Source organism: Pedobacter jeongneungensis, assembly GCF_039538295.1.
In the GTDB taxonomy this organism is placed as follows: Bacteria; Bacteroidota; Bacteroidia; order Sphingobacteriales; family Sphingobacteriaceae; genus Pedobacter; species Pedobacter jeongneungensis.
The window spans coordinates 64554-91271 of sequence record NZ_BAABBY010000010.1 but is presented as its reverse complement, the minus strand read 5'-3'; the positions used below and the strand labels follow the sequence as shown (position 1 = coordinate 91271).

24 protein-coding genes are annotated in these 26718 nt (G+C 39.4%); 18 read left to right on the top strand and 6 right to left on the bottom strand.

Annotated features, from left to right (window positions below):
* Positions 1 to 2 precede the first annotated feature (2 nt).
* The 11 genes from ABD769_RS19510 (at position 3) to ABD769_RS19460 (ending at position 15898) form a co-directional block, all read left to right on the top strand.
* Positions 3 to 662: a hypothetical protein gene (locus ABD769_RS19510; RefSeq protein WP_344853034.1), complete on the top strand. Its 660-nt coding sequence runs from the start codon at positions 3 to 5 to the stop codon at positions 660 to 662.
* Positions 663 to 669: 7 nt separating this feature from the next.
* Positions 670 to 1110, top strand: a complete 441-nt coding sequence (locus ABD769_RS19505) for a hypothetical protein (protein ID WP_344853033.1) — start codon at positions 670 to 672, stop codon at positions 1108 to 1110.
* A 70-nt stretch (positions 1111 to 1180) separates the two neighbouring features.
* Entirely contained in the window at positions 1181 to 2371 is a 1191-nt protein-coding gene (locus ABD769_RS19500) for an aspartate aminotransferase family protein (RefSeq protein WP_344853032.1), read from the top strand.
* A gap of 58 nt (positions 2372 to 2429) precedes the next feature.
* Complete coding sequence (locus ABD769_RS19495; protein ID WP_025145709.1) at positions 2430 to 3107, top strand: response regulator transcription factor; 678 nt, start codon at positions 2430 to 2432, stop codon at positions 3105 to 3107.
* Positions 3108 to 3225: 118 nt separating this feature from the next.
* Positions 3226 to 4530: a sensor histidine kinase gene (locus ABD769_RS19490; protein ID WP_344853031.1), complete on the top strand. Its 1305-nt coding sequence runs from the start codon at positions 3226 to 3228 to the stop codon at positions 4528 to 4530.
* 63 nt (positions 4531 to 4593) lie between these two features.
* Positions 4594 to 6498, top strand: a complete 1905-nt coding sequence (locus ABD769_RS19485; RefSeq protein ID WP_344853030.1) for a 7TM diverse intracellular signaling domain-containing protein — start codon at positions 4594 to 4596, stop codon at positions 6496 to 6498.
* A 291-nt stretch (positions 6499 to 6789) separates the two neighbouring features.
* A complete protein-coding gene (locus ABD769_RS19480; RefSeq protein ID WP_344853028.1) occupies positions 6790 to 9702 on the top strand; it encodes a SusC/RagA family TonB-linked outer membrane protein in 2913 nt (970 codons plus the stop codon).
* A gap of 11 nt (positions 9703 to 9713) precedes the next feature.
* Positions 9714 to 11129, top strand: a complete 1416-nt coding sequence (locus tag ABD769_RS19475) for a RagB/SusD family nutrient uptake outer membrane protein (RefSeq protein ID WP_344853027.1) — start codon at positions 9714 to 9716, stop codon at positions 11127 to 11129.
* 55 nt (positions 11130 to 11184) lie between these two features.
* The gene (locus ABD769_RS19470; protein ID WP_344853026.1) at positions 11185 to 13491 is read left to right on the top strand and encodes a glycoside hydrolase family 3 N-terminal domain-containing protein; all 2307 of its coding nucleotides are present in this window, start codon (positions 11185 to 11187) and stop codon (positions 13489 to 13491) included.
* Between the two features lie 120 nt (positions 13492 to 13611).
* Positions 13612 to 15060, top strand: a complete 1449-nt coding sequence (locus ABD769_RS19465) for a glycoside hydrolase family 30 protein (RefSeq protein WP_344853025.1) — start codon at positions 13612 to 13614, stop codon at positions 15058 to 15060.
* Between the two features lie 364 nt (positions 15061 to 15424).
* Positions 15425 to 15898, top strand: coding sequence for a hypothetical protein (locus tag ABD769_RS19460; RefSeq protein ID WP_344853024.1), 474 nt, complete (start codon positions 15425 to 15427; stop codon positions 15896 to 15898).
* A gap of 169 nt (positions 15899 to 16067) precedes the next feature.
* On the opposite strand, the gene ABD769_RS19455 is transcribed toward ABD769_RS19460, so the two are convergent.
* From ABD769_RS19455 to panB, 3 genes are all read right to left on the bottom strand, one after another.
* On the bottom strand, positions 16068 to 16496 hold the full coding sequence (locus ABD769_RS19455; RefSeq protein WP_344853023.1) for a hypothetical protein: 429 nt from the start codon (positions 16494 to 16496) through the stop codon (positions 16068 to 16070).
* A 120-nt stretch (positions 16497 to 16616) separates the two neighbouring features.
* Positions 16617 to 17303 carry an RluA family pseudouridine synthase gene (locus tag ABD769_RS19450; protein ID WP_108198402.1) on the bottom strand — a complete coding sequence of 229 codons (687 nt, stop codon included), beginning with the start codon at positions 17301 to 17303 and terminating at the stop codon, positions 16617 to 16619.
* A gap of 103 nt (positions 17304 to 17406) precedes the next feature.
* Positions 17407 to 18222 carry a 3-methyl-2-oxobutanoate hydroxymethyltransferase gene (gene panB / locus ABD769_RS19445; RefSeq protein WP_344853022.1) on the bottom strand — a complete coding sequence of 272 codons (816 nt, stop codon included), beginning with the start codon at positions 18220 to 18222 and terminating at the stop codon, positions 17407 to 17409.
* A 334-nt stretch (positions 18223 to 18556) separates the two neighbouring features.
* Here panB and carA point away from each other — a divergent pair, with 334 nt between their 5' ends.
* From carA to ABD769_RS19415, 6 genes are all read left to right on the top strand, one after another.
* Positions 18557 to 19669, top strand: a complete 1113-nt coding sequence (gene carA, locus ABD769_RS19440) for a glutamine-hydrolyzing carbamoyl-phosphate synthase small subunit (protein WP_344853021.1) — start codon at positions 18557 to 18559, stop codon at positions 19667 to 19669.
* A gap of 341 nt (positions 19670 to 20010) precedes the next feature.
* Positions 20011 to 20775, top strand: a complete 765-nt coding sequence (locus tag ABD769_RS19435; RefSeq protein ID WP_344853020.1) for an ABC transporter ATP-binding protein — start codon at positions 20011 to 20013, stop codon at positions 20773 to 20775.
* A 76-nt stretch (positions 20776 to 20851) separates the two neighbouring features.
* On the top strand, positions 20852 to 21973 hold the full coding sequence (locus tag ABD769_RS19430) for an ABC transporter permease (protein WP_344853019.1): 1122 nt from the start codon (positions 20852 to 20854) through the stop codon (positions 21971 to 21973).
* 210 nt (positions 21974 to 22183) lie between these two features.
* Positions 22184 to 22612 (top strand): Fic family protein, encoded by a 429-nt coding sequence (locus ABD769_RS19425; RefSeq protein WP_344853018.1) that lies wholly within the window; start codon positions 22184 to 22186, stop codon positions 22610 to 22612.
* Positions 22606 to 23046 (top strand): Fic family protein, encoded by a 441-nt coding sequence (locus tag ABD769_RS19420; protein WP_344853121.1) that lies wholly within the window; start codon positions 22606 to 22608, stop codon positions 23044 to 23046. Before ABD769_RS19425 ends, ABD769_RS19420 begins: the two co-directional genes overlap by 7 nt.
* A gap of 55 nt (positions 23047 to 23101) precedes the next feature.
* Entirely contained in the window at positions 23102 to 23785 is a 684-nt protein-coding gene (locus ABD769_RS19415; RefSeq protein WP_344853017.1) for an XAC2610-related protein, read from the top strand.
* 163 nt (positions 23786 to 23948) lie between these two features.
* On the opposite strand, the gene ABD769_RS19410 is transcribed toward ABD769_RS19415, so the two are convergent.
* The 3 genes from ABD769_RS19410 to pheS are packed head-to-tail and all read right to left on the bottom strand — an operon-like array spanning position 23949 to position 25976.
* Positions 23949 to 24524, bottom strand: a complete 576-nt coding sequence (locus tag ABD769_RS19410; RefSeq protein ID WP_025145723.1) for a TetR/AcrR family transcriptional regulator — start codon at positions 24522 to 24524, stop codon at positions 23949 to 23951.
* Position 24525: 1 nt separating this feature from the next.
* Positions 24526 to 24936, bottom strand: coding sequence for a Rieske (2Fe-2S) protein (locus ABD769_RS19405; RefSeq protein WP_344853016.1), 411 nt, complete (start codon positions 24934 to 24936; stop codon positions 24526 to 24528).
* Complete coding sequence (pheS, locus tag ABD769_RS19400; protein WP_344853015.1) at positions 24936 to 25976, bottom strand: phenylalanine--tRNA ligase subunit alpha; 1041 nt, start codon at positions 25974 to 25976, stop codon at positions 24936 to 24938. Before pheS ends, ABD769_RS19405 begins: the two co-directional genes overlap by 1 nt.
* Positions 25977 to 26207: 231 nt before the next feature.
* On the opposite strand from pheS, the gene ABD769_RS19395 reads away from it, so the two are divergent.
* Positions 26208 to 26711 (top strand): hypothetical protein, encoded by a 504-nt coding sequence (locus ABD769_RS19395; RefSeq protein ID WP_344853014.1) that lies wholly within the window; start codon positions 26208 to 26210, stop codon positions 26709 to 26711.
* Positions 26712 to 26718: the final 7 nt, after the last annotated feature.

Genomic DNA, 26718 nt, shown 5'->3' with positions numbered 1-26718 from the left:
TGATGAACGAAAATATAGAAAATAACGATTGGATAAACGAAGCCCCTGGCCTTGCGGCAATGGGGAAACGCAATCCATTCTCCGTTCCTGATGGATATTTCGAAAATTGTGATGAGGCCATTTCTTCTGCTGTCTTTTTAGATGGATTAAAACAGAAAACCAGTGACAATAATTTTAAAGTTCCGCAGAATTATTTTGAAGAATTAACGGAACGGATACAAACCCACATTGCCCTTGCAGAAATGCCTAAGGCAGAAAGTACTTTTGCAGTACCCGAAAATTACTTTGATACTTTACAAAGCAGGATTACGGATAGAATTGCAGCATCAGAATCTAAAAAAGAGGCAAAGATTATTCCTTTATGGCGCCGTAATATTGTTAAATATGCAAGTGCGGCATGTTTTGTTTTAATGGCTTCATTTGGAGTTTATTTTTACCAGAATGGTTCAACAACTACAACAGTTCAACAGGTACAATCTGCTGAAGCGGTAAATGAACAAATGTTATATGATATTGATGAAAGTACGATCATTGATCATTTAGAAGCCCAAAACACCACTTCATCAAATACCAAAACTACTTCTGCGTCAGATACAGAAATGGAAAACTACATCCTGAGCAATTTTTCATCAAACGATTTATCTCAGGAACTAAATAATTAATAAAGAAATGAAGAATTTACTATTTGTTGCTTTAATGTTTTTATTACCGACTACCCTTTTGGCACAAAGACCAAAGGGAGAAGAAATAGAATCACTTAAAATAGCTTTTTTTACCCAAAAACTGGATCTGTCACCTGAAGAAGCTAAAATTTTCTGGCCAATTTATAACGATATGCAGGAAGAACAAAATGCCCTGCGTAAAGAGCGCATGCAGAAAATGATCTCTTTCCGTAAAACAACCGAAATTGATAATTTAACGGATGCGCAGGTGCAAAGTTTAATTACGAGCGAATTCGATTTTAAGCAAAAAGACCTCAACCTGGATAAAAAATATTACAACAAACTTAAATCTTCATTACCGATTAAGGTAGTAGGCAAGTTTTACAGGGCCCAGGAGGGCTTTAAACGGGAATTGCTGAACAGGTTTAAAGGCGGACAAAGACAATAATAAAACGGACTTACAGCGATGTAGGTCTTTTTTGTTTTAAAGCACTCTATCATTTCCGTACTTTTGTGCTATGCTTACCCAACGTCAGTTGTTTTTACAACACAATGCACAAACCTCTCCCGAACCGCTCATGCTCGAATTTGTCAGGGCAAAGGGCGTTTATATATATGATACTACCAATAAAAAACATCTAGATCTGATTGCCGGCATCGGTGTCAGCAACGTCGGCCACTGCCACCCTACAGTAGTTAAAGCAATTCAAGAACAAGCCGCAACCTATATGCACCTGATGGTTTATGGCGAATATGTGCAAACACCACAGGTAAATTTTGCCAAAGCCCTTGCTGATATTTTACCCGAAAGTTTAAGTTGTACCTACTTTTTAAACTCAGGAACCGAGGCTGTTGAAGGCGCCATGAAACTGGCCAAACGTTATACTGGCCGTAAAGGTTTTATTGCCTGTAAAAATGCTTACCATGGCAGTACCCAGGGTGCTGAGAGTTTAATGGAAAGCGATTTTTATTCATCTGGCTATGGTCCGTTCTTGCCTCATGTAAGTTTTATCGAACATAACAACCATGCTGACCTCGAAAAAATCACCACAGAAATTGCAGCAGTTTTTATAGAACCCATTCAGGGTGAAGCCGGAATTCGTGTGGCCGATTTAAGTTACATGCAGGCTTTAAAGGCTAAATGCAATGAAACCGGAACTTTATTAATCTTCGACGAAATACAATCGGGTTTTGGCCGAAGTGGTAAAATGTTTGCTTTCGAGCATTACAATGTAGTGCCTGATGTATTACTTTTAGCCAAAGGTATTGGTGGCGGTATGCCAATCGGCGCTTTTATCAGTTCCCTCGAAATCATGTCGGTTTTATCGCATACCCCTATTTTGGGCCACATGACTACCTTTGGCGGCCATCCGGTTTGTTGCGCAGCAGGTTTAGCCACTTTACGCACACTTGTTGATCATCACATTGTGGATGAAGTGGAAGAAAAAGGCCAGTTGTTTAAACAACTATTAAAACACCCTGCCATTAAAGAAATAAGAGGAAAAGGTTTAATGCTGGCGGTTGAATTCGAAAATTTTAAGATCAACAAAAAAATAATTGATGCCTGTATCCTCGATGGCGTACTTTCCGACTGGTTTTTACATTGCAGCAACTCCATGCGCATTGCCCCTCCTTTAATTATCACCAAAGAAGAAATTGAAGAAGCCTGTGCGATCATATTAAAAAATATTAACTTAGTTGTAGGGTAAACACATAGCGCTGAGCGCAAAGCGCATGGCGGTTAAACATTAAAACACAGTTAGCAGAATGAATGTACTCATAGTTGAAGATGAAAAGAGCCTGGCACTCGAAATGGATGAATTCTTAAGTAAAGAAGGCTTTATTGTAGAACATGCATGGAAAAAATCTTCTGCGGAAGAAAAGATATTTGTAAACAGTTACGATTTTATCTTGCTTGATTTAGGCTTGCCTGACGGCGATGGTTTCGATATTTTAAAGCAACTAAAAAGCACCAAAGACCGCGATGATGCCGTAATCATTTTAACTGCCCGCAGTGCTGTAGACGACCGGATTAAAGGACTTGATGAAGGTGCAGATGATTACCTGCCAAAACCATTTTCGTTAAACGAACTTTTGGCACGGATGCACGCCATTACGCGAAGAAAACATAAACTGGAGAAAAACGAAATCAACGTTCATGATTTTCTGCTCAATATCCAAAACAGAACGGTGGCTTTTGGCGAAGAAAGATTAAACCTGACCAAAAAAGAATTCGAGATTTTTAACTACCTGGTACTGAACAAAAACCGAGTAGTATCGCGCATGAGCTTAACAGAACATGTTTGGGGTGATATTTTAGAAGTAAATTCCGATTCTAATTTTGTAGATGTACACGTTAAAAATTTACGAAAAAAACTAGCAGCCCTAAGTCCTACTGATTGGTTTGAAACGGTGAGAAGTATTGGTTACAGGATTAATTGCTAGTGCGTTTTGGGTTGTGCGTTTGGCGGCTAGCGTTCAATTAACCGATTTAAACAATTAACCAGTTAACCCAACGATAAATAAACCTTTATCCATTTTACATCAAACATCATCCATCTAAATGAAGTTACAGGTTAAGTTTTCTCTATACAATGCAATCACCAAAATCGCCATCATACTGGTATTGGGTTCGATCATTTTATTTTCGTTAGACCGACTTGCCTATAACCAGCTCGATAACCGTTTAATTAAAAAAAAAAATAAGATTCTCGAACATTTAAGTAATAATGAAATCGACAGTCTGTTAAATAAAGAACAATCTTTCACCGATTACAATATTTTAAAGGAAGAGTTTATCGTTTTAACCGATATTGCAGATAACCAGTCGGATTCTACCGCAAAGGTTTTTACCGAAAAAAGGGAGATAGAGGGCGATATAGAAGTTTACCGCATCCTGAACTATAAGTTTTCCTACCAGAAAAACTGGTACAACCTGGAGATCGGCGAAACAATGACCGCGCTTCAATCGATTAAAAATTCAATCCGTTTTTACATGTTGATTGTGCTGGTTGCCGCCTTATTGATTACCCTGGTTGCAGATTTTACCTTTTCTAACTTCCTGCTGAAACCATTTTACCTCATTATTGATAAGAAGATTAACCTGGTTGATGATCCCTCCCATTATAATTATCAGAACATCCCAACCAGCACCAACGATTTTAAAATTCTAGATAATAGCATCAATTCGTTAATGCGAAAAATAAACACCCTTTTTGCTTTAGAAAAACAGTTTATTGCCAATGTTTCGCATGAGTTGCTTACTCCTATTTCCATTTTAAGCACACGCTTCGAAAACATGCTCAATACACCAGATATTCCGGTAGAGCACGAAAATAAAATCTACGCTTCTTTAAAAACATTAAACCGTTTAAAGCTGATTATCAATAGTTTATTACTGATTTCTAAGGTAGAGAACAATCAATACCTAAAAACAGAAGAAATTAGCTTAAAACAGGAGATAACCGATATTCACGAAGACCTGGAGGACAGAATTATTGATAAAAAGATCAATTATCAGTCTAAGCTTACCAAAGACTTCCATTTCACAGGCAATAAGGCCTTAATTCATACCCTTTTGATCAATATTATTAATAATGCGATCAAATATAATGTAGATGGAGGCTCGATTACCATTAGCGATAAAACAGAAGCTGAAAAATATATACTCACCATTAGCGATACCGGATCGGGCATGAGCGCTGAACTGGTAGAAAACGCTTTTGACCGCTTTAAACGTGGTAACAGTGAAGAAAATGGCTTCGGTTTAGGTCTGGCCATAGTTCAAAGTATTGCCAAATTTCATAAAATTAAAGTGGATATTAAATCTGAAGAGCATAAAGGCACCAGCATTTCGTTAATTTTTTAAAATGAAATTCGGCTGATAACCTGACCGATACGTCATCGTTACAAATTTGTACCTTTGCAGATCATGCTGGCACCAATTCATTTTAGGCGTTTCCCTTTTTTCGCTGTTATCCTGCTATTGTTTTCTGTTTCAAGCTTAAAAGCGCAGAAAATAGTCGAAATGCAGGATTCTGTGCCGCAGCATATCTTCACTTTTAAAGAAATTGAGGTTTTGGAAGATGCCGGCAACCGCTACACTTTCGACCAAATTAACAGTAGGGCGTTTGATCAAAAATTTAAAGCCAGCCTAACGAGTACGCCGCAAACCAAACAGCTCAACAAAACATACTGGTTCAGAATTAAAATTAAACAGAACGACAAGGCAGATAAACCCTTTTTGCTCGAATTTTTCGACCAAACCATTGACCATATTACCGCCTACATTCCCCAGGCCAATCAAAAATATGCTGTTGAACAATTGGGTGATGCCAATCATTTTGGTCACCGGCTCATTCACCATAAAAACTTCGAAATTCCGCTTCAAAACGAAGGGAACGAAACACAGACCTACTATTTCAAAATCAATTCCTCTCAAATTGCCGATATCATTATTGTATTAAGAACCACCGAATGGTTTATTTCATATGCCCTGGACGAGTATTTCTATTTCGGGATTTTTTATGGAATGATCCTGGTTTTCAGTTTCTACAACCTCATTATGTTTATTGCCATCAGGCAAAAGCAATACCTCTATTATGTACTCTATAATTTAAGCGTCGGCTTTTTCGAAATGAGTACCGACGGGATTGCCTATCAGTATTTATGGCCCAATGCACCTGCATGGAACCAGGTTGCCTATGCTTTTGCACTCTGTGCCACCAGTATTTTTGCACTGTTATTTACGCGAGAACTTTTATATGTTAAGGCCAAAGCGCCTAAGTTAAACAGGTTTATTATAGGAGTTATTATTCTCAGGATAGTTTTCTTCGCCTATTGTTACCTGTTCGATCAAACGCTGTTCAGCTATAAATTTATAGAAGCTATTCCACTGTCGGTTGCTTTTTTTACAGGCATTTATATCTACAGAAATGGCTACCAACCAGCACGTTTCTTTGTTTTGGGTTATAGTTTCTTGTTTGCAGGCTTTACCTTGAAATTCCTGATTATGCTGGGCATTGGCTGGTTAAATTTTGGGGCCATCAGTTATTACAGTTTAAGTTTCTGTTTTGTGCTCGAAATGATCTTTCTATCATTTGCCATAGGCGATAAAGTGCGGATCCTTAAAGTGAAAAAAGATAAAGCACAGCAAAAAATCATCAGGCAGATGGCTGTAAATGCCAAACTGAAAGATAGTATTAACCAGGAACTGGAAAGCAAGGTAGAAGAACGTACACGTGAGGTTTATCACAAATCGCTGATTATTGAAAGTAAAAATCAGGCTTTAGAAGAAGCTAACGCCCTTTTACAACAACAGGCAGAAGAAATTTCGCGGATGAACGTTTTGCTGGAGCATGATAATGAAGAACTGCAAACCAGTGTAGAAAAGGTAACTCGAGACAGGGTAATGTCTACCGAGGTTGATTTTGAGGAATTCAGTAAAATTTATCCTGATAAAGAAACCTGCTACGAATTTCTTGCCGAATTAAAATGGAGTAATGGTTACCACTGCCGCAAATGTAGCAACGATCATTATTTTGCCGGACATATTTTACACAGTCGCCGTTGCAGCAAATGTGGTTATGAAGAATCGGTAACTACCTATACCATTTTCCATAATACCCGCATCCCGATTAATAAAGCGTTTTATATGATTTTCCTGATTTACTCTTCTAAAGGAAAAATCTCCTCACATAAACTCTCAGAACTACTCTCCATCAGGCAAAGTACCTGCTGGACGTTTGGCTCGCGCATTAAAAAAGTGATGGAAGACCGGAAGAAAACGCTTAAAAAAACCGCCAAAAATGGCTGGAGCCAGCTTGTAATTGAGTAATTAGCCCTCATAATCCGTCACAATTTTGTTTGTTTTAATGCTTTTTTCAAGAAAAAAGAAAGGGTATTTAAGCGTATCAGATTGTAACCGGGATACGACTTGTCTAAGCTACTTAAACGCTGATTATCAGCATTAAAAAGGCCTTTTCAACAACGGTATTAAAGCGTATCGAAATCATCACAAAAACCTAAATATCAGATAGTTACAAAAAATTTAACATTCAAAATGCTTGTATTTAACATTAATTGGGTGTTAACTTTACCGCATATAATATTATCAATGAGCAAAATTATGAGAAAAAAGTTTACATTGCTTATGGTGTGTATTCTATGCGGTATCTCACTGAGTATGGCACAGAATATTACTGTAAAAGGTTTGGTAAAAGATAAGCAGGGATTACCATTGCCTGGCGTATCTGTAAAAGTGAAAGGAACTAACCAGGGGGCTTCTACCGGAGATAATGGTGGATATACAATCAGCGCTCCACAAAACTCAACATTAGAATTTACATTTATTGGTTATAAAACGATAGAAGAAGCGGTGGGTGGACGTACAACCGTAAACGTTACTTTATCTGACGATAACCAACAGTTAAATGAGGTGGTCGTAATCGGATATGGTACCACAACTAAGAAAGATTTAACAACAGCTGTAGTATCGTTATCATCAAAGGATATCGAGAACCAGCCAGTAACCAATCCGCTTCAGGCTATTCAGGGTAAGGCTGCCGGTGTGCAGATTACTTCACAATCAGGAAAGCCAGGATCGGGCGTATCGGTTACCATCCGCGGTAACACCTCAATCAATGCATCTAACAGTCCGCTGTATGTTATTGATGGGGTAACTTCACGCGATGCGAGTTTCTTAAACCCAACCGATATTGAAAGTTTAACCATTTTGAAAGATGCCTCAGCTGCCGCGATTTACGGATCGAGTGGTGCAAATGGTGTAATATTGATTACCACCAAAAAAGGATCGTCTGATAAAATCCGCGCAACCTTTAATGCATTTACAGGTTTTTCTAACCTTTGGCAAAAACAGGATGTGTTAAACAGGGACCAATACATCGCCCTGATGAAAGAACTGGGTTATGATACCAACGGTTTAGGTAATGAGAATACCGACTGGCAAGACCTTACTTTTGGCACAGGAACCCAGAACAGCTATCAGGCATCTATTTCTGGCGGTGTAAAAGGCGGACAATACTCCTTATCAACAGGATATCAACAAGATAAAGGTGTGGTATCGCCAGCAAAACTGGATAAATACACCATCCACTTTAATGGTTCACAAAACATTACCAAATGGTTAAAATTAACCGGTAATGCGGCCATTACTCAAAATAACTCGATAGATGTAAGCGATAACGCTAACGTAGCAAGAGGCGGAACCATTTTATCGGCATTAACCACCCCTCCTACCATTGGCGTTTATGCAGCTAATGGCACTTATGCATTTAACCCTTACAAAGGCGGATCAGAAAACCCTGTGGCCAATGCTAACGCTGCAAGAAACAGAAACAGAAACTTCCGTTTCTTAGGTGCTTTTGCTGCTGAAATTAAATTCACACAGGATTTCTCTTTCAAATCGAGTATCAGTACAAACAATAACGATAACAGATATTCTTATTTCTTAGATCCGTATTCAACAGATTATGGCAGAACACAAAAAGGAATTATCAATTCTAATTTCAGTACCGACCATGTCTGGTTAAACGAAAACATTTTAAACTATACCAAAAACTGGGGTAAAAATGCTTTTACAGCCACTGGGGGTATGACTTTGCAACAATCTAAATATTATTACCTTGCTTATAACGAGCAGAATTTTATCGGTGCAAATGGTCAGCTTTTAGATCATGGTACTTCAATTCCACCACAACTGCCAAATGCATCTGAGTGGTCTAAACGTTCGTACTTAGCGCGTTTAACTTATGCTTATGATGGCAAATATTTATTCAGCACTAATTTCAGGGCCGACGGTTCATCACGCTTTGGTAAAGAGAATAGATACGGTTATTTTCCTTCAGCATCAGTAGGATGGAGAATTTCCGGCGAGAATTTCTTAAAAGATGTAAAATCGATCAACGATTTAAAATTAAGGGCGAGCTGGGGTAAGGTGGGTAATGATGAGGGCATTGGAGATTATTCTTATTTACAGTTATATAATCCAACTACTCAAGGTTCCTACGTACTTGCACAAATCGGAAACCCAAGATTGAAATGGGAAGAAACCACACAGACCAACATTGGCTTAGATTTATCTATGTTCAACAGTCGCGTGGTTTTTACTGCTGATGCCTATTTAAAGAAAACTAAGGACCTTTTAATTAACCAGCCTTTGCCTAACTCAATCGGTTTCGGTAGTATTCCCGCAAACGTTGGTAATATGGAGAACAAAGGTTTAGAGTTTGTTTTAACGACCAAAAACTTTATAAAAGATAAATTTACCTGGACAACCGACATCAACTTCTCTTTAAACCGCAATAAAGTAACCAGCTTAGGTGATAAAGTAAATTCGATTACTTTTGGTGGTATTTATGAGCGTGATGCTGCAATCAGAGTGGTAACCGGTCGTCCGTTGGGTAGCTTTTACGGTTATGTTTCAAACGGTGTAGATCCTCAAACAGGAAATATCATTTATCAGGATTTAAATGGAGATGGTGCCATTAATGCGGATGACAGAACTTTTATCGGTTCGGCACAACCTAAATTCACCTATGGTGTTAACAACACGTTTACATTTGGCAACTTTGGTTTAAACTTCCTCTTCCAGGGTGTTCAGGGTAACCAGATGTTCAATGCATCGAGAATGGAACTGGAAGGCATGAATGATTCTAAAAATCAATCGGCCGTGGTGTTAAACAGATGGACAACGCCAGGACAGATTACCGATATTCCGAGAGCAATAAAAGATAACACGAACAACACTTTAACTTCCAGCCGTTTTGTTGAAGATGGTTCTTACCTGCGTTTAAAAACCACCACATTATCGTACAATTTTGGTGCAGCTACGCTAGGTAAACTTAAAATGAGCAAAGTAATGCTTTATGCCTCTGCTTATAACTTATTAACCTTTACAAAATACACAGGTTTTGATCCGGAGGTTAACGTAAACTCGGCCAACGGACCAGCAATGGGTATCGATTATGGTACTTATCCTCAATCGAGAACTTTCTTATTTGGTGTTAACGTAGGCTTTTAATTCAGACAACAATGAAACTTAAAATATATTCATTAATTGCAGCGGGTACCATTACTTTGGCATTGAGCAGCTGTAAAAAAGATTTCTTAGATCAAACTCCCATTACACAGGTAGGTCCTGATGTAGCTTTTGCAGATGCAGCAGCAGCAGAGAAACTAATCCAGGGTGCATACGATGGGATGTACAACGATTTCCATATCTGGGATTACATGACAAATGGTGATGTACGATCGGATAATGCTTATGCCGGTGGAGATAACCCGGCCAATATCCAGTTGGATCTATTTACAGTAAACTCTACAAACGGTAACGTAGGAAGAGATTGGAATGCTTTATATAGCGATATTAAAAATTGCAATCTTATCATTACCAATATTTCAAATATACAAGATCCAAAACTTGATGTAGGTGATAGACGTAAACAAATCCTTGCAGAAGCCAGCATTTTAAGGGCTTACATGTACTTCAACCTTGTAAGAACATGGGGTTCGGTTCCGTTAGTGGTTAAAGTACCTACAACCGATGCCGAATTCTACCCTGCAAAAGCAAGTGTAGATGCCATTTATGCACAGATCATTTCCGATCTGGAGTATGGTGCAGCCAATGCACGTGTTGCAGGCCCTACTAAAGGCATTATGACTAAAGGCGTGGCAAATGCACTTTTGGCTAAAGTATATGCAAGTAAATCGACTCCGGATTGGACTAAGGTTAACACTTATTGCGATGCGGTAATTAGCGGTGGTTATTCTTTGATTTCAAATTACGATTTCCTTTGGGATTCTAACCACAAAAACAATTCAGAAGCCATTTGGGAAATGCAGTACGATGGTTACGGAGGTTTACACGGCAACTGGATGCCCAGCGTATTGGTTGGTACAGGCTGGAAAAGGTTTAACACGCCTACCAATAGTTTAGCTAAAGCATTTGATGATGCAGGCGATGCGATCCGCAAGGCTTCGAGCATCAAGTTTAATAATGTGGTATCAGAAGGCTGGAGCGATTCTTACTGGTCAAAGGCCAATTACCCATACATCAATAAATACCGTGCAGATGATAAATCTGATAACTATATTTTGAGATTGGCTGATATCATTTTATTAAAAGCAGAGGCTGTAAACGAGTTAAGTGCTTCGGGGTGGTCAACTGCTGCCCCATTGGTTAATCAGATCCGTAGCCGCGTTAATTTGGGCGCCACACCTGCTACAGACCAGGCATCCATGCGTTTAGCAATTGAAAACGAACGTCGCCTGGAACTGGCGTTCGAAGGTCACCGCTGGTTTGATTTATTAAGAACAAACAGGGTAATTCCGGTTATGAATGCACAGGTTGATGGTACAGGAGCAAACCTGAACTATAACCTGAATGCTTCAAAATTATATTTCCCGATTCCGCAGGATGAATTAGACAAAAATCCTAACGTACGTTAATTTCTATAAAAAACAGAGGCGGCTACGGTCGCCTTTGCTTTATAACTTAATTTCTATGATGTTAAAAAAAACCTTGCTCTCACTCCTGGCAATGGGAAGTCTTTTCAGCGCCCAGGCCCAGATCAAAAATACAAACCAGGCCAAAATTGAGGCTTTATTAAGCAAAATGACCCTCGAGGAAAAAGTGGGCCAGATGGCACAGATTACCCTTGATGTAATCGGAACCGGGAAAAGCCGTTTCGAAAGTGATGAGCCTTTTACGCTCGATAAAGCCGCAATGGATAAAGCTTTAATTCAATACCATGTGGGTTCGGTATTAAATACTTCCAACAACAGGGCACGCACGCCACAGGTTTGGTATAAAATTATCAGTGAAATCCAGGATGTGGCCATTAAAAAAGGTAAAAATAAAATCCCTGTAATTTATGGTGTTGATGAAGTACACGGTGCAACTTATACCGCCGGTGCAACCATGTTCCCGCAACAGATTGGTCAGGCAGCAACCTTTAACCGAAGTCTGGTTAAAAACGGCGCTTCAATCACGGCTTACGAAACCCGTGCCAGTTCTATTCCATGGAACTTTGCTCCTATTCTGGATCTAGGCGCCGATCCGCGTTTTCCACGCCAGTGGGAAAGTTTTGGAGAAGATCCTTACGTGGTTACCGAATTGGGGAAAGCAGCAGTTAAAGGTTACGAAGGAGAAGATAATAACGTAGCCAATCCTTATAAAGTAGCAACCTCATTAAAACACTTTTTAGGCTACCAAACCCCAACCACCGGAAAAGACAGAACGCCTTCTTTTATTTCCGACCAGGCTTTAAGAGAATACCATTTGCCACAGTTTAAAGCTGCTGTAGAGGCTGGCGCACACACGGTGATGATCAATTCGGGTATTATCAATGGCATTCCGGTTCACTCCAACTACAATATCGTTACCAAATTATTAAAAGAAGAACTGGGCTTTAAAGGCTTGGTGGTTACCGACTGGGGCGACATCGAAAATCTTTTTAAAAGAGACCATATTGCTAAAGACGATAAAGAAGCGATTATGCTGGCCATTAATGCGGGAATAGACATGAGCATGATTGCTTATAACTACGAAGTATTTTGCGATAACCTGGTTGCACTGGTTAAAGAAGGAAAAGTGAAACAGGAAAGGATCGACGATGCGGTACGCCGGATTTTACTGGTAAAATTTGTAACCGGTTTATTCGAAAAACCAACCACCAACCCTAAAGATTACCCAAAATTTGCCAGTAAAGAATTTCAGACTGCTGCTTACAATACTGCAGCCGAATCGATCACTTTATTAAAAAACACCAATAACATCCTTCCCTTAAAAAAAGGCATAAAATTATTGGTTACCGGACCAAATGCAAACTCGATGCGTACGTTAAACGGCGCATGGACGTATAGCTGGCAGGGTGAAAAAGTAGAAGAATTTGCAAAAGATTATAATACCATTTTAGAAGCTTTGCAACATAAAAACGGTGCCAATAACATTAAATACCTTCCTGGCGTGAGCTATAAAATGGACGGCAAATATTTCGAAGATTTTGCCGATAAAATAGACGAAACCATTGCTGCCGCCAAAGATGCAGATGCAGTGGTATTGTGCCTGGGCGAAAATACTTATACAGAATCGCCGGGTAATTTGAGCGATCTTTATCTTTCTGACCTGCAAACCGAACTGGCCAAAAAGATTGCCGCAACCGGAAAACCTGTTATTTTGGTATTGAACGAAGGCCGTCCGAGGATTATCAGCAAGTTCGAAAAAAACATGAGTGCTGTGGTTCAAACCTACCTTCCGGGAAATTACGGTGCTGATGCGCTGGTTGATATTTTATTCGGCGATGTAAATCCATCAGGTAAATTGCCTTATACTTATCCACAATTCCCAAATGCCTTATTTACCTATTACCACAAACCATCAGAGGCACGTGAAACCGTAGAAGGTGTTTATAATTACGATTCGGATTATAACCCGCAATATGTTTTCGGTCAGGGTTTAAGTTATACCACTTTCAAATACAGTAACCTTAAATTAAGCAGCAATACCCTAAAAGCTGGTGAAAGCTTAAGCATTTCTGTTGAAGTGAGCAATACCGGAAACCGGGCCGGCAAAGAAAGTGTACTGCTTTTCACTTCCGATCTTGTTGCAAGTGTAATTACTCCGGATGTAAAGCGTTTAAGGGGTTTTGAAAAAATCGACCTAAAAGCAGGTGAAAGTAAAACAGTTACCTTCACTTTAAAACCCGAAGATATTGCCGTTGTAAACGTAGAGGGCAAAAAAGTAACCGAAGCTGGAGAATTCAGAATCCAGATCGGCGACCAGAAAATAAACTTTAATTACACAAATTAAACCAATCCTGTTTTTACAGGTGCATTGCTTATACCCAAAAAGTATAGGCAATGCTTTTAAATATCTCACCAATTTTATACTATGCGAAATACCCTGAAATCTCTAACCAAAACCATAATTATGAAACCTGTTTACAACCTGGGCACTGCACTGGCCATCTTGATTGTTGCCTGTGCCTGCAGCAAAAGTCCGAAGGCAAGCGGAGGCGATACATCACCACCAACGTCTAACGAACCCGTTAAAACCGATGTAACTTTCTGGCTAACCAAAGGCGATCAGTCGCAATTGTTAAAGAAGCAGAACGTTGCCTTAAATTTTTCAAGCACAACCAACAACAATCCTACTATTGAGGTAGATCCGGCCACCACTTTCCAGAGCATTGATGGTTTTGGTTATACTTTAACAGGCGGTAGTGCAAGTTTGATTAATGCTTTACCTGCTGCGGCACAGGATAAACTATTAAACGAGTTATTTGCAGGCACTGATGATGCCATTGCCGTAAGTTACCTCAGGATCAGTATTGGCGGATCTGATTTAAGTGCATATCCTTTTACCTATAACGACCTGGCTGATGGAGAAACAGATGATAATTTAGCCAAATTCTCTATTGCTAAAGAACAGGCAGATTTAATCCCCGTATTAAAAAAGATCGTAGCCATTAATCCTTCAATTAAAATTTTAGGCTCACCATGGACAGCCCCTACCTGGATGAAAACCAATAAAAGTTTCATCGGTGGAAGTTTAAAACCAGAGTATTACCAAACTTATGCCAAATACTTGGTTAAATACATTCAGGCCATGAAAGCCGAAGGTATTGTAATTGATGCCATCACACCACAAAACGAGCCCTTGCATCCGGGCAACAACCCAAGTATGTATATGACAGCTTTAGATCAGGCTGATTTTATCAAAACTGCTTTAGGCCCGATATTTCAGAGCAGCGGCATTAAAACAAAAATTATTGTTTACGATCATAATGCTGATAAACCCGAATATCCGATCACCATTTTAAACGATGCTGATGCGAAGAAATATGTTGATGGTTCTGCATTTCACTTATATGCCGGCCCCATTACTGCACTTACGCAGGTACACAACGCCCACCCCGACCGTAATGTGTATTTCACCGAACAATGGGTTGGTGGACCGGGCAATTTTGCCGAAGATTTAAAATGGCATGTATCTACTTTAATTGTTGGCGCAACCCGTAACTGGAGCCGTAATGTTTTAGAGTGGAATTTAGCTGCCGATCCGAACTATAATCCACATACCGATAAAGGTGGCTGTACCACTTGTTTAGGTGCCATCACCATTGCCCCGGCAGTAAGCAGAAATGTGGCTTATTATGTCATTGCACATGCATCTAAATTTGTAAAACCAGGTTCGGTACGCATTGCTTCAAACATTACAAATAACCTCCAGAATGTGGCTTTTAAAACCCCTGATGGCAAAAATGTATTGATTGTGTGCAATAACAACAGTACAGAAACAGCATTCAATATTAAATACAACGGTAAAACCGTAGCCAGTAGCCTGGATAAAGGCGCGGTAGGTACTTACGTTTGGTAAAAATCTTTTTTGTTTAATTGTTAAGTTAGCCCCGTACGTACGGGGCTTTCTGGTTAATGGGCTATTCGGTTAGTATGAGTTCATTTCCTTAATGTGATCGTCACCCTGAATTTATTTCAGAGTCTATCATGCGAAAAGATGCCCTAAGTTGGTCGGTATTTGCAATCCCGACCTTCGAATTGTGGATTTGTAATCCACAGTCTAATTTTATTAGCATACCGATAGCACATTAGTTTTTGCCACGGATTCACGGAAAACACGGAAGAATTTATCGGCTTCGCTAGAAATAACGGTACTGTGAGGTTACAACAAATTCTTTTTGGCAGGCCCTTTGCTTAACAAAAGCTAACAACCCCATAAGAAAATGAAAAACATCATCCCAGTATTAAGCGTAGCTGCTTTATTTATAGCTGCCTGCCAGGGCGGTACCGCAAAAAAGACCCAGGCCAAAATAGATTCTACCATTGTAACCAATGCAGAAACTGCACCAGATTCGGTTCAATGTTATCAATACATTAAAAACCGGGATACCGCTACGCTATCGCTTAAAAACAGCGATAATAAGGTAACAGGTACCTTAGGCTATAATTTATACGAGAAAGATAAAAATGCAGGTACAATTGCCGGAGTAGTTAAAGGCGACACCATTATCGCAAATTATACCTTCCAATCAGAAGGGCAAACCTCAGTGAGGGAAGTTGCATTCTTAAAAAAAGGTGATCAGTTAGTGGAAGGTTTCGGTGATGTGCAGGAAATTAAAGGCGAAACCAAATACAAAGATTTAAGCAAACTGAAGTTTGATGGATCGCTGGCTTTTGGTAAAATTGATTGTAAATAATTTTATAAGTTGGTCGGGATTTGCAATCCCGACCTTCGAATTGTGGATTTGTAATCCACGGTCTAATTTTGTTAGCAAATCGATAGCACTTTAGTTTTTGCCAGGGATTCACGGAAAACACAGATAAATTTCTCGACTTCGCTATGCTTCAGTCGAGATGACGATTTTTTTATTTCCCTACCGCATCCTTCGCTGCCTGTGTCCACTCTTCGCTTAGCTTCAGCACATAATCAGAATACTTTTGTATTTCATCAGGCTCTAACTTAGCAGCCCAGCCTGTTGCCTGATTTGCCCAGGCGGTATATTTATCGCTGATGGCTTTAATTTCTGTTGCATTTTTGCTTTTTACAGCAGCAACATATTCATCTTTTAGTTTGCTGTACTCAGCCAGGCCTTTATTTACTTCTTCGCTTGAGAAAGTTGGAACTTCGGTTTTAACAGTTTCGGTAGTAGTGGTGGTTACCTTAGTAACCGTATCGCCATTTACAGCAATATTGCTCGAATCTTTGGTTGTTTCTGTTTTTGTAGTACTGTCGCAAGAAACTAATGTAGTGGCCAATAAGCCAACTGCTGCAATCGATAAGATGGTGTTTTTCATAGTTTTATATTTTATTCAGAGGTAATGAGTTTAGTCCGAAGATGACTAAATATTTTGCCAAATCATAAAAAATCCGGTCAATAACTCAAATATTGTAACCGGAATCTAATGTGCAGTTTTTTATAAATCCTCAAATCGTTCCCAAAAACCATCAACAGGCAATTTGGCAAAAATATTTACAGGTTCCTTTTTAACAGGATGTATAAACTGCAACCGGCGGGCATGCAAACAGATGCTACCTTTTCTGCTTCCCCGTGGATAACCGTATTTATTATCTCCCATAATCGGACAGCCCATTGATGAAAGCTGAACCCTGATCTGATGCGAACGGCCTGTTAAAGGATCTACTTCCAAAAGGTAATAATCGCCCACTTTAGCCTTTACTTTATAAGATAACTCTGCCCGCTGACTTCCGGTAACTTCGGTATTATAATAAGAAACCACGTTTTTCTGTGGGTTTTTAACCAGCCAGTGGATTAAAGTAGCCGATTCTTTTTCAGGTTTGTTCTTTACCACAGCCCAATAAGTTTTCTTTACCTCGCGGTTTTTAAAAACAGCATTCATCCGTTCTAAAGCCTTACTGGTTTTGGCGAATAAGATCACGCCACTAACAGGCCTGTCTAAACGGTGTACCACCCCTAAAAAGGCACCATTAGGCTTATTATATTTTTTAGCGATATATTTTTTTACCTGCTCATCCAAAGGTTCATCCCCTGTTTCATCAACCTGCACAATATCACCCGCCCTTTTATTAATGGCGATTAAATGATTATCTTCAAAAAGGATGTCGTTATCGGTAATTGGCATTTAACCCCTCCGCCCCTAAAGGGGGACTTAATTTTAATGATATATTGATTTATTCTTTTAAATATTAACCTCATCTAATAAAGGCCCCTTTAGGGGTTTGGGGTTAATACTGTTCTTTTTCATTCGGAAAATCATTTCCCTTCACATCGCGGATGTAAGATTGTGCCGCACCTAAAATTTCGTCGTACAAGTTAATGTATTGACGTAAAAAGCGCGGTTTAAATCCTTTGGTTAGCCCGATCATATCATTTACCACCAAAACCTGTCCGTCGCATGCCTGGCCTGCGCCAATACCGATGGTGGGAATATGCAAACTTTCTGTAACTTCTTTACCCAAAGCTGCCGGGATTTTCTCCAGAACTATTGCAAAGCAACCTGCTGCCTGCAAGGCAAGTACATCAGTTTTTAATTTATTTGCTTCCTCTTCTTCCTTCGCACGAACAGTATAGGTTCCGAATTTATAAATAGATTGAGGTGTTAGGCCCAAATGCCCCATCACAGGGATACCAGCAGTTATAATGCGCTGAACCGATTCAATAATCTCTTCGCCACCTTCTAATTTAACACCATGCGCACCCGATTCTTTCATGATCCTGATGGCAGAGTTCAAAGCTTCTTTTGAATTTCCCTGGTAAGAACCAAAAGGTAAATCAACTACCACAAAAGCACGTTTAACTGCCCTGATTACAGAAGCAGCATGGTAAATCATCTGATCGAGGGTAATTGGCAAAGTCGTTTCGTGACCAGCCATTACATTTGAAGCAGAATCGCCAACCAGTAAAACGTCTAAACCTGCATCATCCAAAATGGTTGCCATTGAATAATCGTAGGCCGTTAGCATGGATATTTTTTCACCACGCTGTTTCATTTCCTGCAAAATGTGTGTGGTGATGCGCTTAATTTCTTTATGTACCGACATGGGATTTGTTTTGTGTTGCCAAAAGTATTGTTTTTTCTTTAATTAAGCCGAAAGACCAAAGGTAAAAGACCAAAGCAATCTCAGACTAAAATCATTTTTAATGTAATCGGGGTTTCGTTTCTTTCGGCTTTGGTCTTTCTGCTTTTGGCTTTAGTCTTTCTGCCAAACCTTATTTCATTTTTCTCTTTACATTTCCAATCTTAAACCATATCTTTGTACCCCGAAATGGAAGGGATATATTCATCTTTTTTTGCATCCTGCAAATACGGCTTTAATGCCGAAAGCCATTCTTTTTTCAACTCTTTTTTAAATCAAAATCCATATTGTAATTACCATGACTAACTACACCAAGTTACCTGCGATTTTATTACTGGCCGATGGCACAGTTTTTTACGGCAAAGCGGCCGGAAAAATTGGCACTACTACCGGCGAAATTTGTTTTAATACCGGGATGACAGGTTACCAGGAAATTTTTACCGATCCAAGTTATTTTGGACAGATAATGGTTACCACCAATGCGCATATTGGTAATTATGGTATCCATAAAGATGAAATCGAATCAGGTTCGATCAAAATTGCTGGTTTAGTCTGCAAAAATTACAACATTATTTATAGCCGTAAAGAAGCAACAGAATCTATCCAGGATTATTTCCAGAACGACAATTTAGTTGCCATTTCCGATATCGATACCCGTGCACTGGTTCGCCACATCAGGGATAAAGGCGCAATGAACGCCATTATTTCTTCTGAGATCACGGATTTAGAGGAATTAAAACAAAAACTGGCTGATGTACCTTCGATGGAAGGCTTAGAACTTTCATCAAAAGTAAGTACAACAGAACCTTATTTTTATGGCAACCCTGAAGCAAGCTTAAAAGTTGCTGCTTTAGATTTGGGGATCAAGAAAAACATTTTGCGCAGTTTCGAAAACCGCGATATCTACGTGCAGGTTTTCCCGGCTAAAACTACTTTCGCCGAAATGGAAAAATTCAGTCCGGATGGTTATTTCATTTCTAACGGTCCTGGTGATCCATCGGTAATGCCTTATGCGGTAGAAACCATAAAAGATATCCTTGCAGAAGACAAACCATTGTTCGGTATCTGCTTAGGTCACCAGTTATTGGCCGAAGCTAACGGTATCGGAACCATGAAAATGTTTAACGGTCACCGCGGATTAAACCACCCCGTTAAAAATATCATTAAAAACCATTGCGAAGTTACTTCACAGAATCATGGTTTCGGGGTAATTCCTGATGAGGTAAGAAACTCTGATAAAGTGGAAATTACACACGTTAACCTGAACGATAAATCGATCGAAGGTATCCGTGTTAAAGGTAAAAAAGCATTTTCGGTTCAATATCACCCTGAATCTTCTCCGGGCCCACACGATTCGCGTTACTTATTCGACGATTTTGTTGAGGTAATGAAAGGCGATTTAGTTTGGTAGGCCTTAAAAGACCAAAGCTTAAAGACTAAAGACCAAAGGTAGGCAGATGGCTGGAAGGCGGAAGGTTTAGGATTAAAGACTAAAGGTTAAAAACTAATGACCAGTGACGAAGTTAGGAGTTTTGCGGGGCAGAACAGTTAACCAATTTAAACGATTAACCAGTTAACCCAATAAACTAATCAACAAAATAGATCTGCGGATTTGCGGCAAAACCGGCCAACAATCCGCAGATTTCTTTTATAAGCTATTTTCGCCTGCTTAAAACATCATTTTACCGACATTTTCAGCAATCCGGGTAATAATTCATTTTCAATTCATTTAAAGCTCCTTACATTCGCAGTATGGAAACAAAGAAAGCCATTATCAGCGTAAATAACCTGGTAAAAAAGTACGATGATTTTGTGGCCGTTCAGGGCCTTAGTTTTGAAGTTTATGAAAATGAGATTTTTGGTTTGCTTGGTCCAAATGGCGCCGGAAAAACCACAACGCTTGAAATTATCGAAACTTTACGCGACAAAACCTCAGGTGAAATTATTGTTGATGGCTTTTCGGTAGATAAACAGGCGCACAATATTAAACAGATTATCGGTGTGCAGTTACAGGCCGCTGGCTATTACCCCAACCTGAACCTGATTGAACTGATTGAACTTTTTGCAGGTTTATATGGCGCCAACATTAAACCGATGGAAATGCTGGAGAAAGTAAACCTTCAGGACAAAGCCAAAGCTAAATACAAGGCACTTTCTGGCGGACAAAAACAACGTTTTTCTATCGCCACTACCCTGATTAACCAACCCAAGATTATTTTCCTTGATGAGCCTACTACAGGTTTGGATCCGCAGGCCCGCAGAAATCTTTGGGACCTGATTACCGAAATCCGCGATGCAGGCACAACAGTGGTAATTACCACCCACTATATGGATGAAGCCGAACAACTTTGCGATCGCGTTGCTTTTGTAGAGCGCGGACAGATCATCGCCCTGGACACGCCGGATAACCTGATTGATAAATTGATAAACAGTGGTTTTGAGCGTAAAAAAGAGGTTAAAAAAGCCAATCTGGAAGATGTCTTCATCAACCTGACAGGGCAAGAATGGCGTGAGTAACCCCCTAGCTCCCTAAAGGGGAAAATTTATATCAAATTTCAACATACAGTTCAAAACATAATCTAGCAGAATTAATATGCAAAAAGATATACAAGATCAAAATCCAAGCTCCCATTTAGGGGTAGGGGGCTATAGCAACATTAAAGCTACCCTTGCCCTTGCCAAAGCGAGTTTCCGGTCGATTATGCGGAGCCCTTCGGCGGTGGTATTTACACTTGCTTTCCCGCTAATCTTTATCTTGGTGTTTGGCTTTTTGGGTGGCGGCGGAACGCATATCGATGTTGGGGTAACACCAGGTTCTGATGTAAATAACCCGGTTATGGGCATGCTTGAAAAAACCGGCATGATCCGTTTGGTTAAGGATAAATCGAAAGCCGATTTCGATAAATTGTTGGAAAAAGGCAATGTTGATGCCATGATCGATGTACACAGAAAGGTAAATTCTGCCGCTTATTCGGTTAATGTGGTCTATACATCAGCATCAAGGGATAAAGGCGGCATTTTAAAATCGGTTTTAAACAATATATTTTACGATAAAACCTTAAAACCAACGGTAGCTGAGATAAAAGAAAGTACCATTACCGGTCGCGAATATAAAACCATTGATTTTATTCTACCCGGACAACTGGGTTTCTCCCTTTTGAGCACAGGCGTTTTCGGAACCGCTTTTGTTTTCCTAAGTCTTCGCCAGACATTGGTAATTAAACGCTTTTTCGCTACGCCAGTAAGGCGTTCGAGCATCGTAATTGGCGAAGGCATTGCCCGTATCGGCTTTGCTTTAATCGGCGCATTATTCATCATTTTAATTGGTCACTTATTTTTTGGCTTTACACTCGTGCACGGGGCAGCCACCGTCGTCAATATGCTCATACTGGCTACAATGGGTATTATTGTTTTTATGGGCTTCGGGTTTATTATTTCGGGCATTGCCAAAAACGAGAGTATGGTACCGCCAATATCCAACATTGTTACTTTACCACAGTTCTTATTATCGGGTACATTTTTCTCCATAGAAGCCTTTCCAAGCTGGCTGCAACCCATCAGCAGGGCTTTACCCCTCACCTATTTAAACGACGCCATGCGTAAGGTCGCTTTCGAAGGTGTGGGTTTATGGGATGTTAAATTCCAGATTATGATCCTTTTATTATGGGGAATCGGTATTTATGCCGTAGCCGTGAAGGTATTTAAGTGGGAATAACCAACATCATAAAGAAATTTTAAAAAGATAACCGTTTGGTTATCTTTTTTTTTGGAGAAAAATTTAACATCGGATAAGTAAATTTTTATATCCATCCGATAATTTGTACATTTGGGTATGTGGGATTTTGATTTAAGCGATTTAGAAGAGTTACAACAACAAATAGGTAGGTTGTACGATAAAAAGACCAAGTTAGAAAACTCTAGGCCCTTGCCTAATAGCGCCCTACACCGCATCAAAGAAGACCTTACCCTCGAATGGACGTACAATTCCAACAGCATAGAAGGAAACACCCTAAGCCTAAAAGAAACCCAGATGGTTTTACAGGAAGGCATTACCGTTAAAGGCAAATCGTTAAGAGAACACTTCGAAGCCTTTAACCACGAAAAAGCAATCGATTACCTTTATACGCTGGTAAATCATAAATATACACTAAGGAGCATCGACATTTTATCATTACATGGCTTGGTTTTGCGGAGCATAGAAGACGATTACGCCGGCCGTTTAAGAAATGGCGGCGTGCGCATTGTTGGTGCAAATTTCACACCGCCAAATGCCAGTAAGGTTTCCGATCTGCTGGATCAACTGATCACATTTGTGAATGATAATCCGTTAGGGTTAAATGATATTGTATTGTAACCATTTTTCACCATAAACTGGTATGGATCCATCCTTTTTTCGATGGAAACGGCCGTACGGTAAGGCTTGCCATGAATCTTTTACTCATGCGCAGGGGCTTCCCTCCTGCTATCATTCTCAAAAACGACAGAAAAAAGTATTATGAGGCACTTAATCAAGCTAACAAAGGTAAATACCATAAGCTCTGCCTGCTTATGCTTCAGGCCGTAGAACGCTCGTTAAATATCTATTTAAATGCGCTACCCAATAGCACTTATGGCGATTACGAACCCATATCGCATATTGTTTCGGAGCCAGATGTGCCTTATGGGCAAGAGTATGTAAGTTTACTGGCGAGGCAGGGCAAAATAGATGCCTACAAAGAAGGCAGGGATTGGTTAACCACAAAATCTGCAGTAAAAAGCTATATCCAAACGCGTAAAAGGAAACGTTAACCTTTTTTAACTTTTTGCGGTTTGATAATGACGTAATTTTACCGAAAAATATTTAATGAAAAATTTGATCATCTTTTGCAGTATCTTATTGATTGCCAATACTTCAAAAGCGCAGTTTAAATTCCTCGCCAATAACAGTTCTAATCAATATAAGGCTAAAATTATTGTAGATAAGTGCGAAAACGGAACTTGTGATGGAAAAGCTACTGTTATACTCTACGATAAAATAAACGATCGGGAAATCGATACTTTTCATTCAGATGATCTGGAATTCGGCTTAACAGAAACCCAGAATGCAAAACTCGGCTGGCTTGAACTCGGAAAATACCAAACGCCTTTAATTTTCGGCGATTTTAATTTCGACGGAATTGAAGATATTGCCATCAGAAATGGCAATAAAGGTGCCTACATGAGTCCATCTTATGATGTGTACTTAGCCGCAGCCGAAAACAAGTTTTTATTAAACACTGAACTGACCAAACTGGCCAGCGAAAACCTCGGCATGATTGATGTAGATAAAAAACTTAAGCAGGTTTCTACCCATCAAAAAGACGGATGTTGCTTTGATAAAACGATCAATTACAAATACAGTAGTAAAAATGCATTATACGAAGATTCGTCGGTAATTGAAGATTCGAGCATTGCCGATTATGTTACGGTAATTACCCAAAAACTCGTTGATGGCAAAATGAAAAGAACCGTGCAAAAATTTAAGATGAAAGATTATTATAATCAATAGCCCAGGTTATTTTAGCTCAGATGCACAAGACTGATTACCGTCATTTCGAGCGGAGTGCAACGCAGCCGAGAACCATAAAGTGTTCTGCAAAGCAAAATCTATCTCGAGATAGATCTCTCTCCCGAATATTCGGGACGCTTCAGTCGGGATGACGAATTTTTATTTAAAGTGCCGCTTTTACCAAAAATGGTAATATCTCTTTCTGAAAGCTTACAAAGTTTTTACGTACATCCGAATCACTTACCGAGGTAAATGCAAACGAGAATACAATGCTTTTACTTGCTTTTAGTAGAAAAGCCAGTCCTTCTCTTCTGGCAGGGTTATTCTTAAAGTTATCCAATTGCAGGTAAGCAGCCAATAACAATGCTTCTAACTGATCTGATAAATGTTTTAAAAATTCTTGTGAGTTGGCGTTTTCGCGTACAAAATCCCAACCGATAAATTCGTTACAGGCCGTAAATGATAAACGGCTGGTTTTCATCACCAGGGCTTTTAAATGCTCTTCTTCTGATGCGTAACTTACCTTATTATTTAAAATCTCATGCAGGTTCTGATCCAGGTAATCCATCAGGATACTGTCTAATACCTGCTCTTTGCTTTCAAAATATTTATAAATCGTTGCTTTGGCAATACGTGCCTTTTTTGCAATTTCGTTTACGCTGGTTTTATGATAACCGTATTTTCTAAATAATTCTTTGGCAGCCTTTTTTACTGTTTCTTTTATTTTTTCAGCTTCCATTTTAATTGCTTACGTGTAATAGTGTGTTGCCCTGCAACGAAATGTTGTACGCTTTTAAGTTTTTTTCGGCAGGTGCTTTTTGAGGACTTCCATCCAACAAAGAAAATTTTGCGCCAGAACAAGGATCTGTTGCGGTTACCCCGCTATCATCAGGTGCTACTTTACAAATTTTCTCAGGATTTACTGTGCTGCAACGATCAAAAGCTACATAAGTGCCAAGTGGCGTTTTTACGATCAGCAACCCACCAACACCATTGTTAGGCACTACCAGCACATTATTTACCGCTTTAATACTAAATTCGGTTAAAGTAACATTATAATTTACCGGTACATCCGGAATGTAACCATCTTCTTTACCGCAACCTGTGCCCAGTACCAGAACAAATAATATACTGTATAAATATTTCATCATTAAATTAATGCCGATTTAAACTGCTTTAAGAAACGCGCATCATTTTCAGAGAATAAACGCAGATCTTTAATCACATATTTCAGGTTGGCAATACGCTCAATCCCCATTCCAAATGCAAAACCGCTGTATTTTTTAGAGTCGATGCCACAGTTTTCCAAGACATTGGGATCTACCATACCACAGCCCAAAATTTCAACCCAGCCACTGTATTTACAAAGCTGGCAGCCCGCACCTTTACAAATGGTACAAGAAATATCCATTTCTGCAGATGGCTCTGTAAAAGGGAAATATGACGGACGGAAACGTACTTTGGTACCTTCTCCGTACAACTCCTGAACAAAATAAAATAATGTTTGCTTTAAATCAGCAAATGAAACATTTTCATCAACATACAAACCTTCTACCTGGTGGAAAAAGCAGTGCGCCCTTGCCGAAATGGCTTCATTGCGGTAAACACGGCCCGGCATAATTGCCCTGAATGGCGGTTGCCCCTGCTCCATCATCCTCACCTGTACCGATGAAGTATGTGTACGTAGCGCAATATCACCTTTTTCGCCTCCTTTTTTAATGAAGAAAGTATCCTGCATATCTCTTGCCGGATGTTCCTCAGGGAAGTTCAACGCCGAGAAATTGTGCCAGTCGTCTTCAATTTCAGGACCTTCTGCCACCGTAAAACCAAGTTTGGCAAAAATCTCTACAATTTCCCTGCGCACTAAAGCCAGAGGATGGCGTGAACCAATCTCGAAACCTTCGCCAGGTAAAGTTAAATCCAGTTCTGAATTTTCACTTTTGGTATCTGTGCTTTCGGTAGATTCTTTTAAAATCTGATATTTTGATTCGGCAAGTTGCTTAAATTCGTTTAAAACCTTACCTAACGATCTTTTTTCTTCAACAGAAACTGATTTAAATTCGTCGAAAATCTCTTTAATAATGCCTTTGCTTCCTAAATATTTAATGCGGAATTGCTCCAACTCGTCTGCTTTTTCAGTTACGAAAGCATTAATTTTTTCGGTATATTGTGTTATTTTGTCCTGTAACATGGCTTCAAATATACAGGAAATTTTATTAAAGTTTTAGGTGTGCCGGGTTCAAAAGCATTCCTGAAATGCATTTATTACAAGAAAATGAACTGGCATTAACAAAAACTGAAGAACTGTTAAAGTAATCCGATCGTTGATAAACACACCTGTTAAGATTTTTCAGGTTATTTTAACAGATTTGTAGCGGAGTAAGGCTTTTTCGCGTTTATGTGAAAAAACCATATAAAACCTATGAGAAAATTTCTAATTGCATTTGTGGCGATCTTTATCGTGAATTTTGGCTGTAAAAAAATAACCGACTCGGGTGGGCTATGTGCCTGCTCTCCGATTAATTACCCCTATTTGAGTTTAGTTATAAAAAATGCCGCAGATCAGGATTTACTGGATACTAAAAATACTGGCGCATTTACTAAAGACAAGATACAATTGTATTATAAAGAAGCAAACGGGAACACTAAACAGATTAACTTTTTTATACGTCCGCCATTTTCATACGGTTCCGATCAGTTTAAATTTTCACAGGTATATTCAGAAGAAATTGTAGCTGTATCCAATAATAAAGATAATACTCTTTTCCTTAAACTGGGAGATAATGTGCCTTATGAACTGAAGCTGCAAATGAACAGCACAAAAAGCAAGGTAGAAAAATTAACCATTGATGATAAGGAAGCACCTGCCGAAAACGGTAAAGTGAGCACTTATTTGGATGGGAATATTTTTAACCTGGTGCGATAGCGTAATG

Coding starts and splice junctions, on each gene's coding strand:
- ABD769_RS19510 (WP_344853034.1), top strand. CDS start 3: ATGAACGAAAATATAGAAAATAACGATTGGATAAACGAAGCCCCTGGC.
- ABD769_RS19505 (WP_344853033.1), top strand. CDS start 670: ATGAAGAATTTACTATTTGTTGCTTTAATGTTTTTATTACCGACTACC.
- ABD769_RS19500 (WP_344853032.1), top strand. CDS start 1,181: ATGCTTACCCAACGTCAGTTGTTTTTACAACACAATGCACAAACCTCT.
- ABD769_RS19495 (WP_025145709.1), top strand. CDS start 2,430: ATGAATGTACTCATAGTTGAAGATGAAAAGAGCCTGGCACTCGAAATG.
- ABD769_RS19490 (WP_344853031.1), top strand. CDS start 3,226: ATGAAGTTACAGGTTAAGTTTTCTCTATACAATGCAATCACCAAAATC.
- ABD769_RS19485 (WP_344853030.1), top strand. CDS start 4,594: ATGCTGGCACCAATTCATTTTAGGCGTTTCCCTTTTTTCGCTGTTATC.
- ABD769_RS19480 (WP_344853028.1), top strand. CDS start 6,790: ATGAGAAAAAAGTTTACATTGCTTATGGTGTGTATTCTATGCGGTATC.
- ABD769_RS19475 (WP_344853027.1), top strand. CDS start 9,714: ATGAAACTTAAAATATATTCATTAATTGCAGCGGGTACCATTACTTTG.
- ABD769_RS19470 (WP_344853026.1), top strand. CDS start 11,185: ATGATGTTAAAAAAAACCTTGCTCTCACTCCTGGCAATGGGAAGTCTT.
- ABD769_RS19465 (WP_344853025.1), top strand. CDS start 13,612: ATGAAACCTGTTTACAACCTGGGCACTGCACTGGCCATCTTGATTGTT.
- ABD769_RS19460 (WP_344853024.1), top strand. CDS start 15,425: ATGAAAAACATCATCCCAGTATTAAGCGTAGCTGCTTTATTTATAGCT.
- ABD769_RS19455 (WP_344853023.1), bottom strand. CDS start 16,496: ATGAAAAACACCATCTTATCGATTGCAGCAGTTGGCTTATTGGCCACT.
- ABD769_RS19450 (WP_108198402.1), bottom strand. CDS start 17,303: ATGCCAATTACCGATAACGACATCCTTTTTGAAGATAATCATTTAATC.
- panB (WP_344853022.1), bottom strand. CDS start 18,222: ATGTCGGTACATAAAGAAATTAAGCGCATCACCACACACATTTTGCAG.
- carA (WP_344853021.1), top strand. CDS start 18,557: ATGACTAACTACACCAAGTTACCTGCGATTTTATTACTGGCCGATGGC.
- ABD769_RS19435 (WP_344853020.1), top strand. CDS start 20,011: ATGGAAACAAAGAAAGCCATTATCAGCGTAAATAACCTGGTAAAAAAG.
- ABD769_RS19430 (WP_344853019.1), top strand. CDS start 20,852: ATGCAAAAAGATATACAAGATCAAAATCCAAGCTCCCATTTAGGGGTA.
- ABD769_RS19415 (WP_344853017.1), top strand. CDS start 23,102: ATGAAAAATTTGATCATCTTTTGCAGTATCTTATTGATTGCCAATACT.
- ABD769_RS19410 (WP_025145723.1), bottom strand. CDS start 24,524: ATGGAAGCTGAAAAAATAAAAGAAACAGTAAAAAAGGCTGCCAAAGAA.
- ABD769_RS19405 (WP_344853016.1), bottom strand. CDS start 24,936: ATGATGAAATATTTATACAGTATATTATTTGTTCTGGTACTGGGCACA.
- pheS (WP_344853015.1), bottom strand. CDS start 25,976: ATGTTACAGGACAAAATAACACAATATACCGAAAAAATTAATGCTTTC.
- ABD769_RS19395 (WP_344853014.1), top strand. CDS start 26,208: ATGAGAAAATTTCTAATTGCATTTGTGGCGATCTTTATCGTGAATTTT.